This is a genomic window from Comamonas testosteroni (assembly GCF_014076415.1).
Classification (GTDB): Bacteria; Pseudomonadota; Gammaproteobacteria; order Burkholderiales; family Burkholderiaceae_C; genus Comamonas; species Comamonas testosteroni_F.
Genome location: NZ_CP043568.1, coordinates 4,238,161 through 4,254,575 on the forward strand (window position 1 = coordinate 4,238,161; position 16,415 = coordinate 4,254,575).

At 63.7% G+C, this 16,415-nt stretch carries 17 protein-coding genes; 15 read left to right on the forward strand and 2 right to left on the reverse strand.

Going from position 1 to position 16,415, the window contains the following annotated elements; all coding sequences use genetic code 11:
- Positions 1-4: 4 nt before the first annotated feature.
- From F0P97_RS19515 to prfH, 12 genes are all read left to right on the forward strand, one after another.
- Positions 5-1,426: an amidohydrolase family protein gene (locus F0P97_RS19515; RefSeq protein ID WP_182283593.1), complete on the forward strand. Its 1,422-nt coding sequence runs from the start codon at positions 5-7 to the stop codon at positions 1,424-1,426.
- A 472-nt stretch (positions 1,427-1,898) separates the two neighbouring features.
- Positions 1,899-2,201, forward strand: coding sequence for a 2Fe-2S iron-sulfur cluster-binding protein (locus tag F0P97_RS19520; RefSeq protein WP_149356639.1), 303 nt, complete (start codon positions 1,899-1,901; stop codon positions 2,199-2,201).
- Positions 2,202-2,553: 352 nt separating this feature from the next.
- Positions 2,554-3,675: a bifunctional 3,4-dihydroxy-2-butanone-4-phosphate synthase/GTP cyclohydrolase II gene (ribBA, locus tag F0P97_RS19525; RefSeq protein ID WP_039048770.1), complete on the forward strand. Its 1,122-nt coding sequence runs from the start codon at positions 2,554-2,556 to the stop codon at positions 3,673-3,675.
- Positions 3,676-3,690: 15 nt separating this feature from the next.
- Positions 3,691-4,164 (forward strand): 6,7-dimethyl-8-ribityllumazine synthase, encoded by a 474-nt coding sequence (ribH, locus tag F0P97_RS19530; RefSeq protein ID WP_182283594.1) that lies wholly within the window; start codon positions 3,691-3,693, stop codon positions 4,162-4,164.
- A complete protein-coding gene (gene nusB / locus F0P97_RS19535) occupies positions 4,157-4,693 on the forward strand; it encodes a transcription antitermination factor NusB (RefSeq protein WP_003063915.1) in 537 nt (178 codons plus the stop codon). Before ribH ends, nusB begins: the two co-directional genes overlap by 8 nt.
- A gap of 206 nt (positions 4,694-4,899) precedes the next feature.
- On the forward strand, positions 4,900-6,093 hold the full coding sequence (locus F0P97_RS19540; protein ID WP_182283595.1) for a pyridoxal phosphate-dependent aminotransferase: 1,194 nt from the start codon (positions 4,900-4,902) through the stop codon (positions 6,091-6,093).
- A gap of 52 nt (positions 6,094-6,145) precedes the next feature.
- Positions 6,146-6,580 carry a tol-pal system-associated acyl-CoA thioesterase gene (gene ybgC / locus F0P97_RS19545; RefSeq protein WP_182287260.1) on the forward strand — a complete coding sequence of 145 codons (435 nt, stop codon included), beginning with the start codon at positions 6,146-6,148 and terminating at the stop codon, positions 6,578-6,580.
- Positions 6,577-7,281, forward strand: a complete 705-nt coding sequence (tolQ, locus tag F0P97_RS19550) for a protein TolQ (protein WP_182283596.1) — start codon at positions 6,577-6,579, stop codon at positions 7,279-7,281. Before ybgC ends, tolQ begins: the two co-directional genes overlap by 4 nt.
- A gap of 152 nt (positions 7,282-7,433) precedes the next feature.
- Complete coding sequence (locus F0P97_RS19555) at positions 7,434-7,865, forward strand: biopolymer transporter ExbD (protein ID WP_003077683.1); 432 nt, start codon at positions 7,434-7,436, stop codon at positions 7,863-7,865.
- Positions 7,866-7,941: 76 nt separating this feature from the next.
- Positions 7,942-9,129: a cell envelope integrity protein TolA gene (gene tolA / locus F0P97_RS19560; RefSeq protein ID WP_182283597.1), complete on the forward strand. Its 1,188-nt coding sequence runs from the start codon at positions 7,942-7,944 to the stop codon at positions 9,127-9,129.
- 393 nt (positions 9,130-9,522) lie between these two features.
- On the forward strand, positions 9,523-10,677 hold the full coding sequence (locus F0P97_RS19565; RefSeq protein WP_182283598.1) for an RNA ligase RtcB family protein: 1,155 nt from the start codon (positions 9,523-9,525) through the stop codon (positions 10,675-10,677).
- On the forward strand, positions 10,668-11,255 hold the full coding sequence (gene prfH, locus F0P97_RS19570) for a peptide chain release factor H (protein ID WP_182283599.1): 588 nt from the start codon (positions 10,668-10,670) through the stop codon (positions 11,253-11,255). The genes F0P97_RS19565 and prfH overlap by 10 nt, the downstream gene beginning before the upstream one ends.
- A 73-nt stretch (positions 11,256-11,328) precedes the next feature.
- Here prfH and F0P97_RS19575 read toward each other — a convergent pair whose 3' ends face one another.
- Positions 11,329-12,087 carry a sulfite exporter TauE/SafE family protein gene (locus F0P97_RS19575; RefSeq protein WP_182287261.1) on the reverse strand — a complete coding sequence of 253 codons (759 nt, stop codon included), beginning with the start codon at positions 12,085-12,087 and terminating at the stop codon, positions 11,329-11,331.
- A gap of 146 nt (positions 12,088-12,233) precedes the next feature.
- On the opposite strand from F0P97_RS19575, the gene F0P97_RS19580 reads away from it, so the two are divergent.
- The 3 genes from F0P97_RS19580 to F0P97_RS19590 all read left to right on the forward strand — a co-directional run bounded on the left by F0P97_RS19580 (position 12,234) and on the right by F0P97_RS19590 (position 15,571).
- Positions 12,234-13,139 (forward strand): LysR substrate-binding domain-containing protein, encoded by a 906-nt coding sequence (locus F0P97_RS19580; RefSeq protein WP_182283600.1) that lies wholly within the window; start codon positions 12,234-12,236, stop codon positions 13,137-13,139.
- A 27-nt stretch (positions 13,140-13,166) separates the two neighbouring features.
- Positions 13,167-14,555: a tRNA 5-hydroxyuridine modification protein YegQ gene (yegQ, locus tag F0P97_RS19585; protein WP_182283601.1), complete on the forward strand. Its 1,389-nt coding sequence runs from the start codon at positions 13,167-13,169 to the stop codon at positions 14,553-14,555.
- Positions 14,556-14,710: 155 nt separating this feature from the next.
- Positions 14,711-15,571: a plasmid replication/partition related protein gene (locus F0P97_RS19590; RefSeq protein ID WP_182283602.1), complete on the forward strand. Its 861-nt coding sequence runs from the start codon at positions 14,711-14,713 to the stop codon at positions 15,569-15,571.
- Positions 15,572-15,604: 33 nt separating this feature from the next.
- On the opposite strand, the gene F0P97_RS19595 is transcribed toward F0P97_RS19590, so the two are convergent.
- Positions 15,605-16,408, reverse strand: coding sequence for an IclR family transcriptional regulator (locus F0P97_RS19595; RefSeq protein WP_182283603.1), 804 nt, complete (start codon positions 16,406-16,408; stop codon positions 15,605-15,607).
- Positions 16,409-16,415: the final 7 nt, after the last annotated feature.

The following is a 16,415-nucleotide window of genomic DNA, read 5'->3' on the forward strand; positions in this document are numbered from 1 at the left end:
CCCCATGAAAAACAATATTCTGATCCGCAATGCGGCAGCCATCATGACGGGGCTGTCAGGAAGCAAGGCCAGAAGCCCTGCCCGCGACATCCGCATAGAGAGCGGCGTCATCACCGAGATGGGCAACGGGCTACCGCCCCTGCCCGGCGAGGAGCAGCTCAATGCCAGCAACTGCGTCATCTACCCCGGCTGGGTCAATACCCACCACCACCTGTTCCAGTCTTTACTCAAAGGTGTGCCTGCAGGCATCAATCTGACGCTGAGCCCGTGGCTGCAGGCTGTGCCCTTCAGCTACCGGCGCAGCTTTGATGAAAAGCGTTTGCGCATAGCCGCACGCATTGGTCTGGTGGAGCTGCTACGCTCAGGCTGCACCACCGTAGCCGACCATCATTACCTGTTCCAGCCAGGACAGGACTTTGATGCAGCCGCCATTTTGTTCGAGGAAGCCAACGCGCTGGGCATGCGCTTCATGTTGCTGCGTGGCGGTGCCACCGTCACCCGCAAGCTGGAAGCCGATGAAAAGCTGCTACAGGCCACCGAAACACTGGATCAGATGCTGAGCTCGGTACAAACCACGGCCAAGTACTTCCACCAGACCACCCCCATGGCCATGAGCAAAGTGGCCATGGCCCCCACCTCTGTCCATGTCTCGCTGCCCAAACCGGAGCTCAAGGAAGTGGCCAGAGCCGCGCGCTCCATGGGCTTGCGACTGCACAGCCATATGTCGGAGTCCGTGGCCTATATCGAGCATTGCCGTGAAAAATTCGGTTGCCTACCCATCGAATATCTTGCCCGCAATGAGTGGCTGGGGCCCGATGTATGGCTGGCCCACCTGGTACACCTAAGCCCCGAGGAAATCAGGATGCTGGGAGAAAGCCGTACCGGTATTGCCCACTGTCCGCAGAGCAATGCCCGCCTGGCCGACGGAATCGCACCCGCACCTGCGCTAGCCAAAATGGGCTCCCCCGTTACGATGGGCGTTGATGGCGCGGCCTCCAACGAAGCCGCAGACATGATCAGCGAGCTGCATTTTGCGTGGATGCTACACCGCGCACAGGCTGGCGCGCTTTCCCGCGCCATACCCGAAGGGCTAGGCGAAGAAGGCGGTGACGCCACCACCGTGGAGCAAATCATCCACTGGGCCAGCCAGAGCGGCGCGCAGATGCTCGGCTTTGAAGGTGTCGGTCATCTATCCGCCGGTATGGCTGCCGATTTGGCCGTATATGCACTCGATGACCCCCGATATTTTGGACTGCACGACCCTGCCATCGGCCCCATCGCCAGCGGCGGGCGTCCCCACCTCAAGTGGGTGCTGTGTGCAGGCAAGGTCATACTCGAAGACGACTTGCCAACAGGCCTTGATCTCGAGCGACTCGGGATACAGGCCAAGGCGGAAGTCCAAGCATTGCTGGTACTGCAGAACTGAGCCAAGCTCGTGCTGGCGTAGTGGTGGCGTTCCTATGAAGAGCCGCAGCAGGAGCGTCCGTTGAAGCAACCTCTACTTTTAGGGACGCGCAGGAAAACGAGGATGCTTCACCGTGTTTACGGCTTGAGTTACCCAGAACAACAAGCGCCAGGCTTTTCCCCAATTTTTCTCAACAAGCCTGTGGACAAGCCTGAATAGCTTTTGCAGCAATGTCTCAAGCACTTGATTTATCAGGAATTTCTCAAACTGCCTATTTTTTGATCAGCCCCTATCCGACAGACAGACACTTATCCCGTCCTACGCTGGACATCCTTGTGAACAACTGCACCGGTCCAATGAATAAGTCAGGCAAGTCATTGATTTCAAAAGGTTCATTTTTCAGCGCTGAAAAAACAGGCAATCCGCACCGGGCCCACGGCCTTGGCAAACCGGCTACAACAACGGGTTTTGCAAAGAATCACTACAGCGCCTCATGTCCAACGACTCTGCTTTTGCCCCTCCCTTCTTCATCGCCAAGTGCGAGCCCAGCGGCCAGCAGGTCGACGCCTGGACCGACCAGTCGCTGCTGGACTCGCTGGAGAGCGGCGGCGTGAACTGGCCCAGCTCCTGTCGCAACGGCACCTGCCGCACCTGCATGGGACAGCTGGTATCGGGCAGCGTGCACTACGACATCGAGTGGCCGGGCGTGACGACAGAGGAACAGGCCGAAGGCTATGTGCTGCCCTGCTGCGCCTATCCCGACAGCGATGTGGTGCTCAAGGATCACGAGTACTAAAAATCCCCCTGAGCGGCCTCGCCGCCCCTCCCAAGCAGGACGGCATCATTGCTGGGCTGCGGGGCGGCCCTTGCTTGATGCTGCGCATTGGAGCTGCGTCCCGTTCTTGCACTGCATCATGGTTTCAGGGTCGGCTCGCGCGCTCAAAGCTCGCTCTGCAATAGAATGAGCGCTTTCCGCAAGGCCTTACCCTGCAGAAAGCGGCTCCGCCCAGGCGGCCTCCCGCCTCACACGTTCTTTGGAAGTCCTGCCTGCGCCCATGGCGGCGTCGGCAATGCCTCACTGGTGCGTGTCATGCGCCAGCCGCCGACTGCAGTGCATCGCATCCAGTTCACGTCCAAGAAGGCATTCCATGAACAGCTCCCTCCAACCTGTGCCCATCTCGCCCGTCGAAGAAATCGTGGCGGAAATGCGTGCCGGCCGCATGGTCGTTCTCGTTGACGAAGAAGACCGTGAGAACGAAGGCGATCTGGTTCTGGCATCCGACCATGTCACAGCGGAGGCCATCAACTTCATGGCCCGCTTCGGCCGTGGCCTGATCTGCCTGACGCTGACCCGCGAGCGCTGCGAATTCCTCAAGCTGCCGCCCATGGCCGCGCGCAACGGCACCGTGTACAGCACGGCCTTCACGATCTCCATCGAAGCCGCCGAAGGCGTGACCACCGGCATCTCGGCCGCCGACCGTGCGCGCACCATCCAGGTGGCCGTGAACAAGAACAGCCAGCCCAGCGATCTGGTACAGCCCGGCCATGTCTTCCCGCTGCAGGCCGTGGACGGCGGCGTGCTCATGCGCGCCGGCCACACCGAGGCCGGTTGCGATCTGGCAGCGCTGGCAGGCTGCACGCCCTCGGCCGTCATCTGCGAGATCATGAAGGACGACGGCACCATGGCCCGCCTGCCCGATCTGCAGCTGTTCTGCGCCGAGCACGGCATCAAGATCGGCACCATTGCCGACCTCATCGAATACCGCAGCCGCAACGAATCGCTGCTACAGAAAGTGGGCAGCCGCCCCATGCAGACGGCCCATGGCGAATTCATCGCCCATGCCTTCCGCGACGTACCCAGCGGCTCCGTGCACCTGGCACTGGTCAAGGGCGAATGGCAGCCAGACACCACCGTGCCCGTGCGCGTGCATGAGCCGCTGTCGGTGCTCGATGCGCTCGAAACCGGCCGCAACCAGCATTCCTGGTGCCTGGACGAGAGCCTCAAGTACATCAATGGCAATGGCCAGGGCGTGGCCGTGCTGCTCAACTGCAGCGAGTCCGGCGAGCAGCTGCTGACCCAATTCGAAGGCAAGGCCCGTTCGGCCCAGGCGCCCGAACGCGGCCGCATGGATCTGCGCACCTATGGCGTGGGCGCGCAGATCCTGCGCGAGCTGGGCGTGAGCAAGATGCACCTCATGGGCCAGCCCCGCCGCATGCCCAGCATGGCGGGCTACGGCCTGGAAATCACGGGTTACATCCCCAAAGAATAAAAGACGGAACACCAGATGCAAAACGCAGAAAAAGGCCAAGGCCAGAACCTGAACGGCGCCGAGCTGAAGATCGGCATCGTGCAAGCACGCTTCAACGAAAGCATTACCAACACCCTGTTTGCCTCCTGCCGCGACGAGCTGCTGGCACTGGGTGTGAAGACCGAGAACATCGACCATGTCACCGTCCCCGGCGCACTCGAAGTGCCCGTGGCGCTGCAGACACTGGCCGACACCGATCAGTACGACGCCCTGGTGGCGCTGGGCTGCATCATCCGTGGGGAGACATACCACTTCGAGCTGGTAGCCAACGAATCGGGCGCAGGCGTGACACGTCTGAGCCTGGACTACCGACTGCCGATCGCCAACGCGATCATCACCACAGAAAACATGGAGCAAGCCATTGCCCGCCAGGTCGAAAAGGGCCGCGACGCAGCCCGCGTCGCCGTGGAAATGGCCAATCTGCTCAACTCCTACGACGATCATGAGTGAAGAACAATCCAGCGAGTCCGGCTCGCGCCGCCCTCCCCAGAAGCGCACCGGCCTGACCAGCACCGGCGCACGCAAGGCGGGCTCCAAATCCAATCGCAGCCGCGCACGCGAGTTCGCACTGCAAGGCCTGTATCAGCACATCGTGGGCCGCAATGCGGTGCTCGACATCGACCGTTTCACGCGCGATCTGGCCGGCTTTCACAAGGCCGACGTGGTGCACTACGATGCACTGCTGCGCGGCTGCGTGGAAAACGAAGCTGCACTGGATGCACTGATCACGCCCAAGCTCGATCGCGGCCTGACCGAAATCTCGCCTATCGAACATGCCTGCATGTGGATTGGCGTGTATGAATTCCAGAACTGCCCTGACGTACCCTGGCGCGTGGTGCTCAACGAGTGCATCGAGCTGGCCAAGGAATTTGGCGGCACCGACGGCCACAAGTATGTCAACGCCGTGCTCAACGGGCTGGCTCCCGAGCTGCGTGCCACCGAAGTGGCGCATGACCGCGCCAACAAGTCTGCCAGCTGAAGCGCTTGACCTGCAGCGCCGCGCCTGCGCGGCCCTGCTGCCGCTGCATGCATAGTCAAAGCAAACACTGCAACAGGGCCGCTGGTGCTATCGTGCACCCGCTGGCTGGTTGCAGTTTTTTTATGGGCGCAAAGCTGCTGCAGCGTACGCCCTGCAGTTGCCCGATTGCTCCCGAACGCTGATTGATTGAAAGAATAACGTCGTCCATGTCCGTCATCGAGCTTTCCCGTCGCGCCCAACGCATCGAGCCTTTCTACGTCATGGAAATGGCCAAGCACGCGCAGGAAGTGGCCCGCCAGTCCAGCGCCAGCGGCACGCCCATGATCTATCTGAACATCGGCGAACCGGACTTCAGCGCCCCGCCTCTGGTGCAGGAAGCTGCAGAACGCGCCATCCGCGGCGGCCGCACGCAATACACCCAGGCACCGGGCCTGCCCGAGCTGCGCGAGCGCATCAGCGCCTGGTACGCCAGCCGCTTCGGCGTGAACGTACCGGCGCGCCGCATCATCATCACGGCCGGCGCCTCGGCCGCGCTGCAGCTGGCCTGCCTGGCGCTGATCGACGAGGGCGACGAGGTGCTGATGCCCGATCCCAGCTACCCCTGCAACCGGCACTTTGTCTCGGCGGCCGAGGGCAAGCCGGTGCTGATTCCGTCCTCGGCGGCAGAGCGCTTCCAGCTCAGTGCCGCCAAGGTCGAAGCGGCCTGGGGCGAGCGCACGCGCGGCGTGATGCTGGCCTCGCCGTCCAACCCCACGGGCACCTCGATTGCCCCCGACGAGCTGCGTCGCATCCACGACGTCGTGCGCGCCAAAGGCGGACTGACCATCGTCGACGAAATCTATCTGGGCCTGTCGCATGACGAAGCCTTCGGCCAATCGGCACTCCAGCTGGGCGATGACATCATCTCCATCAACAGCTTCAGCAAATACTTCAATATGACGGGCTGGCGCCTGGGCTGGATGGTGGTGCCCGAGTCCCTGGTCGCGCCCATCGAGATGCTGGCCCAGCATCTGTTCATCTGCGCCAGCACCGTGTCGCAATACGCGGCCCTGGCCTGCTTCGAGCCCGAAAGCCTTGCCGAATACGAACGCCGCCGCGCCGAGTTCAAGGCCCGCCGCGACTACTTCATCCCGGCTCTCGAATCGATAGGCCTGCCCGTGCCCGTCAAGCCCGATGGTGCGTTCTACGCCTGGGCTGACTGCCGCGCTGCCGCCGAAAAGCTCGGCGTGAAGGGCAGCTGGGACTTTGCCTATGCGCTGATGAACCAGGCACACCTGGCCATCACCCCCGGCCGCGACTTCGGTCAGGCCGAGACGGCGAACTATGTGCGCTTTTCCACCGCCAACTCCATGGAGCAGTTGCAGGAAGCCATTGCTCGCATGAAAAAGCTCTTCTGCTGAATCCGTGATGATGCAGAGCCAACCAGCGCCTTTGCCTGACGGGGCCGATGCGATGCAAGCCGCCGCAGCCGGGGTGTTCACATTCCCGCTGCGCGTTTACTGGGAAGACACCGATGCCGGCGGCGTCGTGTTCTATGCCAACTATCTGAAGTTCTTCGAGCGCGCCCGCACCGAGTGGTTGCGCTCGCTGGGCATCGCCCAGCAAAAGCTGCGGGAACAAACCGGCGGCATCTTTGTCGTAACGTCTGCGCAGCTTGAATATCTGCACCCGGCGCGACTCGATGACCAACTCTTTGTTACCGCTAGCTTGAAAAGTGCCGGCCGCGCTTCGCTCACAATCGAGCAGCAGGCGCTGCTGGTCCATTCCAACAGTCAAGCCCAAGAGCCCACGCCACTGTGCACGGGCTCCATCCGAATTGGGTGGGTGGATGGCAAGACCATGCGCCCCGCGAGAATTCCGAACCATATCCTGGAGCAACTTTCATGAACTCCCAAGACATGTCCATCCTCAGCCTCATCATGCAGGCCAGCTGGGTGGTGCAACTGGTCATGCTGATCCTGGTGATCGCATCCATAGCGAGCTGGGCCACCATTTTTCGCAAGGCCCAGACCTTGAAGCGCGTGCGCTCGCTCAACGACAGCTTCGAGCAGGACTTCTGGTCGGGCACCAGCCTTAACGACCTCTATGCCTCTGCCGCGCAGAACGCCAAGACCGGCGGCCCCATGGAGCGCATCTTTGCCAGCGGCATGCGTGAATACCAGAAGCTGCGCGAGCGCCGCATCGGCGACGTCGCCACTCTGATGGACGGCACGCGCCGAGCCATGCGCGCGAGCTTTCAGCGCGAACTCGACGAGATCGAATCCGGCCTGTCCTTTCTGGGCACCGTGGCCTCGGTCTCGCCCTACGTCGGCCTGTTCGGCACCGTATGGGGTGTGATGCACGCCTTCACCGGCTTTGCCAACATGGAGCAGATCACGCTGGCCACCGTGGCCCCGGGCATTGCCGAAGCCCTGGTGGCCACTGCCATGGGTCTGTTTGCAGCCATCCCCGCCGTGACGGCCTATAACCGCTACGCCCATCACATCGACCGCATCGCCAGCCAGGAAGAAACCTTCATCGAAGAGTTCTCCAATATCTTGCAGCGCAATGTCGGCTCCACCGCCAGCGGCTCCGCCTCCGGCCATTGAAATGAAGCACCCCCTGAGCCGCTTCGCGCCTTTCCCCTCTCTCTTCGGGAGGAGGACGACAGCTTCGCTGGGGCAGCCCCTGCTGCGGGGCGGCCCTTGCTCGGTGTCTTCAGCCTGCGCTATGCAGTCTATTTGTAAGGAGTGAGTGATCCATGCCAGCCATGAGTTCACGCGGTCGCAATCGCCGCACCGTCAATGAAATCAATATGGTGCCCTTCATCGACGTGATGCTGGTGCTGCTCATCATCTTCATGGTGACGGCCCCCATGCTCACGCCCGGCTCCATCAATGTACCCAGCGCCGGCAAGTCCTCGCGCCCGCCGACCAAGAACATTGCCTATGTGCTGCTCGACAAGGACGGCAGCATCCAGTTCAAGAACGGCAGCAATACCCAGACCATCAAGCCTGGCGACCTCATGGGCCTGGCCCAGTCCTGGCAGCAAGGCCAGGGCGAGGACAGCGCCATCCAGATCATCGCCGACAAGGGTCTGCCCTTCGATGACGTCATGAAGGCGCATACCACGCTGTCCAAGGCTGGCGTCAAGCGCATAGCCTTCGGCGTTGTTTCCTCTTCCAGCAACTGACCCATACATGAAGCTCTGCCGCCAGCCGCGACTTTGATGCCTTGAAGCCGCAGCCCGCGCAGACCACCAATTCACCATGCCTAACCAGCAAGATCGCGATCAGTTTGCCCCGCCCCGCCCCAAAGGCCGGGCGCGCTCATGGTCGCTCGCCCTGGCCGCGCACGGGTTGCTGATCGCGGCCCTGCTGTGGACGGTGCGCCCCCCCAAGGAAGCCGAAGAAGCCATGGTCGAAGCCGAGGTCTGGAGCAGCTCCGCCCCGGCTTCCGCAGCCGCCGTGACACCACCGCCTCCCGCTCCGGAGCCCACGCCGGAGCCAGCCCCGGCTCCCGAGCCGCCACCTCCTCCGCCGGAGCCCGTGGCTGCACCGCTGCCTCCTCCTGCGCCGGCCCCCAAGGCTCAGGCCCATGACGATGATCATGAGGCCGAGATTGCCCTGGCCAAAAAGAAAAAGCAGGAGCAGCTGAAGAAGGAAAAGGCCGAGCAGGAAGCCCGCGAACAGCGCGAAAAAGAGCGCAAGGAAAAAGAGCGCAAGGAAAAAGCCGAGAAGGACAAGGCCGAAAAGGAAAAGGCTGAAAAGGCGCAGCTGGAAAAGCAAAAGGCCGAGAAGGCTGAAAAAGCGGAAAAGGAACGCAAGGAAAAGCTCGAGCACGAGAAAAAGGAAAAGGCCGAAAAGGCGGCCAAGGACAAGGCCGAGAAGGAAAAAGCGGAAAAGGCTGAGAAAGAGAAAGCTGAAAAAGCCGCCAAGGACAAGGCTGCCAGGGAAAAAGCCGAGAAGGACAAGGCTGAAAAGGAAAAAGCGGCCAGGGAAGCCAAGGAGAAGGCTGCCAAGGACGCCAGGGATGCCAAGGCAGCCGATGATCGCCGCAAGGCTGAGCTGGCACGCCTGCAAGGGCTGGCCGGCGGCTCCGGCAGTGCTGGCGGCAGCGGTGGCAGCGATCACAGCGGCGCTGGCGGCAGTCGCACCGGCGGTACGGGCAGCAGTGCCAGCGGCGGCCCATCGGCCGGCTACGGTGCCAAGGTGGCCGCACGCGTCAAGCCCAACATCGTCTACCCCGATGCGGTCAGCGGCAATCCGCGTGCCGAGGTTCGCGTGCGCACGGCACCGGACGGCACCATCACCAGTGCCACGATCTCCAAGTCCAGCGGCAACGCGGCCTGGGATGAGGCCGTGGTCCGCGCCCTGCACAAGACCGACAAGCTGCCGCGCGATATCGACGGCAAGGTACCGTCGGATCTGGTCATCGGCTTCAGGCCTCAGGACTGACGCAGGACTCCCCCCGCGCTGTCCCTCAAGCCCCGCAGGCATGGCCTGCGGGGCTTTTTCATATCTGTTGCCAATCCACAACGCATCGACCTGCACGGCTTGCGCCGCCGCTCGCCAGTCCATAGCATGCCTTTCTTTGCCGCAATCCACGAAGGGTTGCGCGCCTTCCCCCACTCACGCAAAGGAGAGAGACATGTCCCAGACGACAAATCCCTTTGCAGTCGTGCACGCCTAAAGCCTTCTAGCGCTTCCCGCCACGCTGCAGACCCTGGCCGACCCATGGAACGACATGGAGTCAGTCTTTGCGCTGCGCGTGAATTCCCGGATGCCTCTCGGCCGAGCATGTCGCGACTGCCCCATCGCTGATTTCATGCATTCGACCAAGGGCCATTCATGGGCAATTCTTTTTCGGACACCTATGTCAAGGTGTTCGCCAACCGCAGCGTCTGGATCGAGGACGCTGCCATCCAGCAACTTCACACCACAGCCGCCAATCTGGACGGCATCCGCGCCGCCGTGGGTCTTCCCGACCTGCATCCGGGCCGGGGCTATCCCGTGGGCGCGGCCTTCTTCTCGACAGGACGCTTCTACCCGGCCCTGGTCGGCGGCGACATAGGCTGCGGCATGTCCCTGTACGCAACCGAGCTGGCCGTGCACAAGACCTCGGCCACCAGGCTCGAAAAAGCCGTGGGAAATATCGACGGCCCTCTGCCTCAGGAGCTGCTGGAGACCGTGGACATGGAGCAGCTGCAGCAGATCGCGCAGACCAGCGGCGTCGCCGATCTGGCCTGTCTGCTGCAGAATCTGGGCACCATCGGAGGCGGCAACCACTTTGCCGAACTGCAGCAGATCGAGACCCTCTACGAGGAAGGCGCGCTCGACAAAAAGCGCGTGCACCTCATGGTGCACAGCGGCTCGCGCGGCCTTGGCGGCTCCATACTGCGCGAGCATTTACAGCGCTTCAGCCACGACGGCCTGGCCGCCGGCAGCGAAGCCGCAAGGCAATACCTGCTGCAGCACGATGCAGCCATTGACTATGCGCGGCTCAACCGCCGCAGCATCGCCCAGCGCCTGCTGCGCGCGATCCGCACCCAGGCAGAAGCCGTGCTCGACATCACGCACAACCATGTGCTGCCCCACCACTGGCAGGGCCAGGACGGCTTTCTGCACCGCAAGGGCGCCACGCCGGCAGACCGGGGGCTGGTCGTCATTCCAGGCTCGCGCGGCGACTACAGCTATCTGGTGCGGCCCATCGCCGGCCGGCACGAGGCCCTGGATTCGCTGGCACACGGCGCCGGCCGCAAATGGGCGCGCACGGACTGCATGGGCCGGCTGCGGCCGCGCTTCACGCTGGACGAGCTGCTGCGCACGCGCTTCGGCAGCGCCGTGGTCTGCGCCGACCGCGAGCTGGTCTACGAGGAGGCTCCCCAGGCCTACAAGGACGTGGACTCCGTGGTCGCCAGCCTGCAGCAAGCCGGCCTGGTGGAGCTGGTCGCGCGCCTCAGGCCCCTGCTGACCTACAAGAAGGGAGCCCTGCAATGCTGCTGATGCAACTGAGCTCGGCCCACGGCCCCGCCGAATGCGAGTACGCACTGCAGCTGACCCTGCGCAAGCTGCTGCAGGCCTGCGCCGCCGAGGACCTGGCCGTCGAGGTGCTGGAGGAGTTCCGCACCCCGGCCGGCTACAGGTCGGTGCTGCTGCGCTGCGAGCGCGAGACGCCGGCACTGCGCGAATGGCAGGGCACCATCCAGTGGATCTTCGCCAGCCCCTTCCGACCCCGGCATCCGCGCAAGAACTGGTTCGTCGCCGTGCAGCGCTGCGAGCCGCCGCGCCAGCTGGCCATGGACGGCGAGATCCAGTTCCAGGCCTGCAAGGCTTCAGGCAAGGGCGGCCAGCATGTCAACACCACGGACTCGGCCGTCCATGCCCTGCATGTGCCCAGCGGGATTGCCGTCAAGGTCATGAGCGAACGCAGCCAGCATGCCAACAAGCGGCTGGCACGCGAGCTGCTGGCCATCAAGCTGGCGCAGCACAATGCGCGCAGCCAGGGGCAGGCCCAGCGCCTGCGCAGCCAGCAGCACTGGGAAGTCGAGCGCGGCCAGGCCGTCAAGGTCTTCCGCCTGTAACCGTCCCGGGACGACATTGCCGCCTTCCTCCCGAACCCTGGGGTGGCGGCAATGTCGCTGCGGCCCCTGCCACTCAGAAGCACAGGTAGACACCCAGAGCCAGAAGACTGAGCATCAGCAGCTTCCGGAAAAGCTCGGGCGAGAGTTTTTCGCGCAGCAGCTCGCCCCAGTGCATGCCGGCCAGGGCCGGAATCAGCATCAGGGCCGAAGCCAGCAGTCCCAGCCCCATCTCCTGCGCCTGCGCGCCCAGTCCCTGGCCCTGCCAGAGCAAACCGGCCCCCAGGGCCAGCGTGGAGGTGGTAAAGCACAGGCCCATGGCCTGCATGAGCGCGGGGCGGGACAGGCCCAGCGACTGCAGAAAGGCCACGGCAGGCACGACAAAGACACCGGTCACCGCCGTGATGGCGCCCGTCAGCAGGCCGCATACTGCCCCCAGCCAGGCCTGGTGCGGCGCCGGCGTCTGCCAGCGCAGGCCCGACAGCCCCCACAGGGCGTACATCACCAGCGCCAGGCCCAGCGCCGGTCTGGCTGCGGACAGGCTGCCGACTCCACCCCAGAGGGCCACACCTCCCAGCGTGCCCAGCACGATGCCCAGCTGCATCCAGCCCAGACGCTGCAGCAAGGGCCGCAAACCTGCCACGGGCCGCATCTGCACCAGATTCGTCACCAGCGATGGCAAAAGCAGCAGGGCCGCCGCCTGCGCGGGCGGCATGAACACCGCCAGCAAGGCCATGGAAACTGTGGGCAGGCCCAGACCCACCACGCCTTTGACACAACCCGCCAGTCCAAACACGGCAATGGCTGCCGCAGCCATCCAGCCTTCATTCCACATCATCAATCCTTCGTATTATCCGAACTATCAAACCTCAGCAAAAATCATTGCTCTATTGCCTAGCATTGATAATCCAGCTATGGAAGATGCTTTACCAGCGGGATTTGCCAAAACCAGACTTCGTATAAACCTTAGGCTTGAACACCATGCGCTTTGACCTGACCGACCTCCAGCTGTTTGTGCACATCCTCGACAGCGGCACGCTGACAGCGGCCGCACAGCGCAGCCATCTCACGCTGGCCTCGGCCAGCGAGCGCGTGCGCGGCATGGAGGCGCTTCTGGGCACGGCGCTGCTCATTCGCCAGGCACGCGGCGTGCAGCCCACGGCTGCAGGCCATACTCTGGGCCAGCATGCGCGCCAGGTGCTCAGCCAGATGCAGCGCCTGCGCGGAGCCATGGGTGAATTCGGCGCTGGCCTGGCCGGGCAGATCCGGCTGCGCGGCAATACCTCGGCCGTGCGCGAGCATCTGCCGCTGGCCGTCAGCGGCTTTCTGCGCCAGCACCCGCAGATTGCGCTGGAGCTGCAGGAATGCCCCAGCAGCGAAGTGCTGGCCGGACTGCGCCAGGGCCTGTGTGATATCGGAGTGGCGGCCTGGGATGCCGAAGACAGCTGTGCCCTGGCAGGCCTGCACTGCCTGCCCTGGAGGCCGGACCCGCTGGCCGCCGCCTTGCCGCTGGGCCATGCGCTGGCCGGGCGCCTGCAACTGCCGCTGGCCGAGCTGCTGCATGAGAACTGGGTCGGCCTGCCCCGTGACTCCGCCTTGCAGCAGCTGCTGCAGAAACAGGCCTTGCGGATCAATGACAGGCTGCTGCGCATCCAGGTCCAGCTGCAGCATTTCGAGGGGCTGTGCCAGCTCGTGGGCCAGGGCGTGGGCATTGCCGTGCTGCCGCTGGCCGCCGTGCAGCGCCACGGCGCCGCCACCGGCGTGGTGGCCGTACCTCTTTCCGACGCCTGGGCACAGCGCAAGCTGCTGCTGTGCACGCCCGCCGCGACGGCCTCCCAGTCATTGCCTGCGCAGCAACTGCACGCGCAACTGCTACAGACCACGTAGCCTTAGCAAGCCACAGTGAAAAGCGCTATGCGGGACAATAGCGCCATCATGACCCTCAAAGCCCCCGAACTGCTGCTGCCTGCCGGCTCGCTCGACAAGATGCGCGCCGCCTACGACTTTGGTGCCGACGCCGTCTACGCCGGCCAGCCGCGCTACAGCTTGCGCGCGCGCAACAACGAATTCCGCCTGGAGCAGATCGGCCAGGGCATTGCCGAGGCCCATGCGCGCGGCAAGAAGTTCTTCCTGACCAGCAATCTGATTGCGCACAACGACAAGGTCCGCACCTATCTGCGCGACATCGAGCCCATCATCGCCATGAAGCCCGACGCCATGATCATGGCTGACCCCGGGCTCATCATGATGGTCAAGGAAAAGTGGCCCGAGCAGGAAATTCATCTGTCCGTGCAGGCCAACACCACCAACCACGCCACCGTGAAGTTCTGGCAGAAGATGGGCGTCTCGCGCATCATCCTGTCGCGCGAGCTGAGCCTGGACGAGATCGAGAAGATCCGCCAGGAATGCCCCGACATGGAGCTGGAAGTGTTTGTGCATGGCGCGCTGTGCATCGCCTACTCGGGTCGCTGCCTGCTGTCTGGCTACTTCAACCGCCGCGATCCCAACCAGGGCACCTGCACCAACGCCTGCCGCTGGGACTACAAGACGCATGACGCGGCCGTGGACCCCAACACCGGCGAGGCACTGGGCCAGACCATGGAGAACGGCTTCAACTTCGAAGAAGCCAAGAACGATCTGGACAACCAGTTCACCAGCACCTGCGGCGACCAGCAGCGCCATCCCAAGGCCGATGCCATCTATCTGCTCGAGGAAAAAGGCCGCCCTGGCGAGATGATGCCCATCATGGAAGATGAGCATGGCACCTACATCATGAACTCCAAGGACCTGCGCGCCGTGGAGCATGTGGAGCGTCTGACCAGGATCGGCGTGGACTCGCTCAAGATCGAAGGCCGCACCAAGAGCCTGTACTACGTGGCCCGCACGGCCCAGACCTACCGCCGCGCCATCGACGACGCCGTGGCCGGACGCCCGTTCAACCCCGAGCTGATCACCGAACTCGAAGGTCTGGCCAACCGCGGCTATACCGGCGGCCTGCTGGAGCGCCGCCCTGCCAACGACTACCAGAACTACGAAACCGGCCACAGCGTGCTGCAGCGCAGCCACTTCGTGGGCGCGGTGCGCGGCTGGGCCGACGGCATGGCCGAGATTGAAACCATGAACCGTTTCGCCGTGGGCGACACCATCGAAGTGATTCATCCCCAGGGCAACCGGCGGGTTTTGCTGGAGAAGATGTTCAACCTCGAAGGCCAGCCCGTGGAAGTCGCACAGGGCAACCCCGTGCGCGTGCGCATTCCGCTGGAAGGCCCTGTGGAAGGTGCGCTGATTTCGCGACTGCTGTAAGCTCGACCGGCTTTGCTTTTCCAACGCCCCATACGCTGGGGCGTTGCTCTTTTGTCTATAGCTGCTTCCGCTCGCCCTCTCTTGAATTCACATTGATTTCATGCTGAAAACGAATACGAACAAGCGCAAGCAGCTCCTCAATTTAAAGAACACACATGGAACTGAAGATTGACGAAGGCCTGAAGGCCTATATCGACCCTCTGACCCCGGACGAGCACGAATCGCTGGAGCGCAGCATCCTCGCCGAAGGCTGCCGCGACTCCCTGGTGGTCTGGGGCGATCTGCTCATCGACGGCCACAACCGCTACGGCATCTGCCGCAAGCACGGCCTGCCCTTCAACACCGTGCAGGCCACGCAGTTCAAGAACATGGATGACGTGCATCTGTGGATGATCGACCAGCATCTGGGCCGCCGCTCGGTCTCCGACTTCCAGCGCGGCGTGCTGGCGCTGCGCAAGCGCGAGATCATTGCCGAGCGACGCGCTGCCGCTGCAGCTGCCGTGAACGCTGCCAAGGCCGCACAGCCGGCCAGCGAGGAAGCCCCCTGGGAAGGCGAGACCGACCCCGTGGTGGCCCAGGCCCTGGCCAGCGTGGCCAAGGTGCCCGACGAAGCGCTGGACACGCGTGAAGCCCTGGCACGCGCCGCCCGCCTGTCGGCCGGCCAGGTCAAGATGATCGAGACCATCCAGGAAAAGGCAGCGCCCGAAGTCGTGGCTGCGGTCAAGGCCGGCGAACTCTCGCTCAACGCCGCTGCCGTGGTCGCCACCCTCCCCGAGGAAGAGCAGCAAGCCGTGGCCGCCGAAGGTGCCGACGCGCTCAAGCAGGCCGCCAAGCGCGTGCGCGATGCCAAGAAAAAGCCCAAGGCCGCCAAGTCCGAAACCGAAGAATCGGCAGAAGCCGCGCCAGCTGCCAGCCCCGAAGAGCTGCAGGCCCGCGTCACCGAGCTGGAAGCCGAGAACGAGCGCCTGCGCCTGCAGGTCAAGACCTTGCAGGACCTGCTGGCAGAACAGGGTTAAGCCGCTACAGCTGCGATGACCCCTGTCTGCAGCTCAGAACGCGTCGAAGCCATGGGCGCGCAGGCTTTTGCGCATGAGCTGCACGACCCGGCGCTGGCGCTCGCGCGGCATGCGATTTTCGGAGGCAGCCACGCTGATTCCTGCCAGCACATCGCCGCTGGCATCGCACACCGGCATGCCCACCGCCAGCACATTCTGGGTCGCATGGTTGCCCACCAGTGACCAGCCTCGCTCCCGCGTTGCCTGCACCAGCAGTCTCAGGCGCTGCTGGGTCATGCCGCCGTACAACGCGAGCGCTGGCGCGTTGACGTCGAGCACCGCTTCCACCTCTCGGTCTGCCAGTGCCGAGAGCAGCGCCAGTCCGGCGGCCCCGACCCCTAGGGGCTGGCGCGTACCCACCTGTATCACCAGAATCTGGATGGGGTAGTTGCCCACGTGCCGCGCAATGCAGTGGGACAGACCACCATCGCGTACCACGGCAAATGCAGCATCCCCACACCCTTCGCTGATGGCTGCAAGAACAGGCGCAAGCCGCTGCGCCAGATCCTCGCGTTGCTTGCTGCTGGGCACCAGCGCCTGCCAGCGCTCGCCGGGCCCGTAGCGATAACGTGAGACCAGCGTCACATAGCGAGCCTCCTGCAATGCCGCCAGCAGACGATAGATGGTGGCCCGCTCAAGACCTGTCTGTCGACACAGCTCGACCACACGCATCCCCTCCTGCGGCCCGGCAAGCACGGCATCCATAACCGCCAGGCCACGACTCAAAGTCTTGCTCTCCTCTCCTGCAGAGGGTTTTCGCCTAGTGATTTCGTCCGGCAGGCAGACGTTTTCATTCATTCATTTC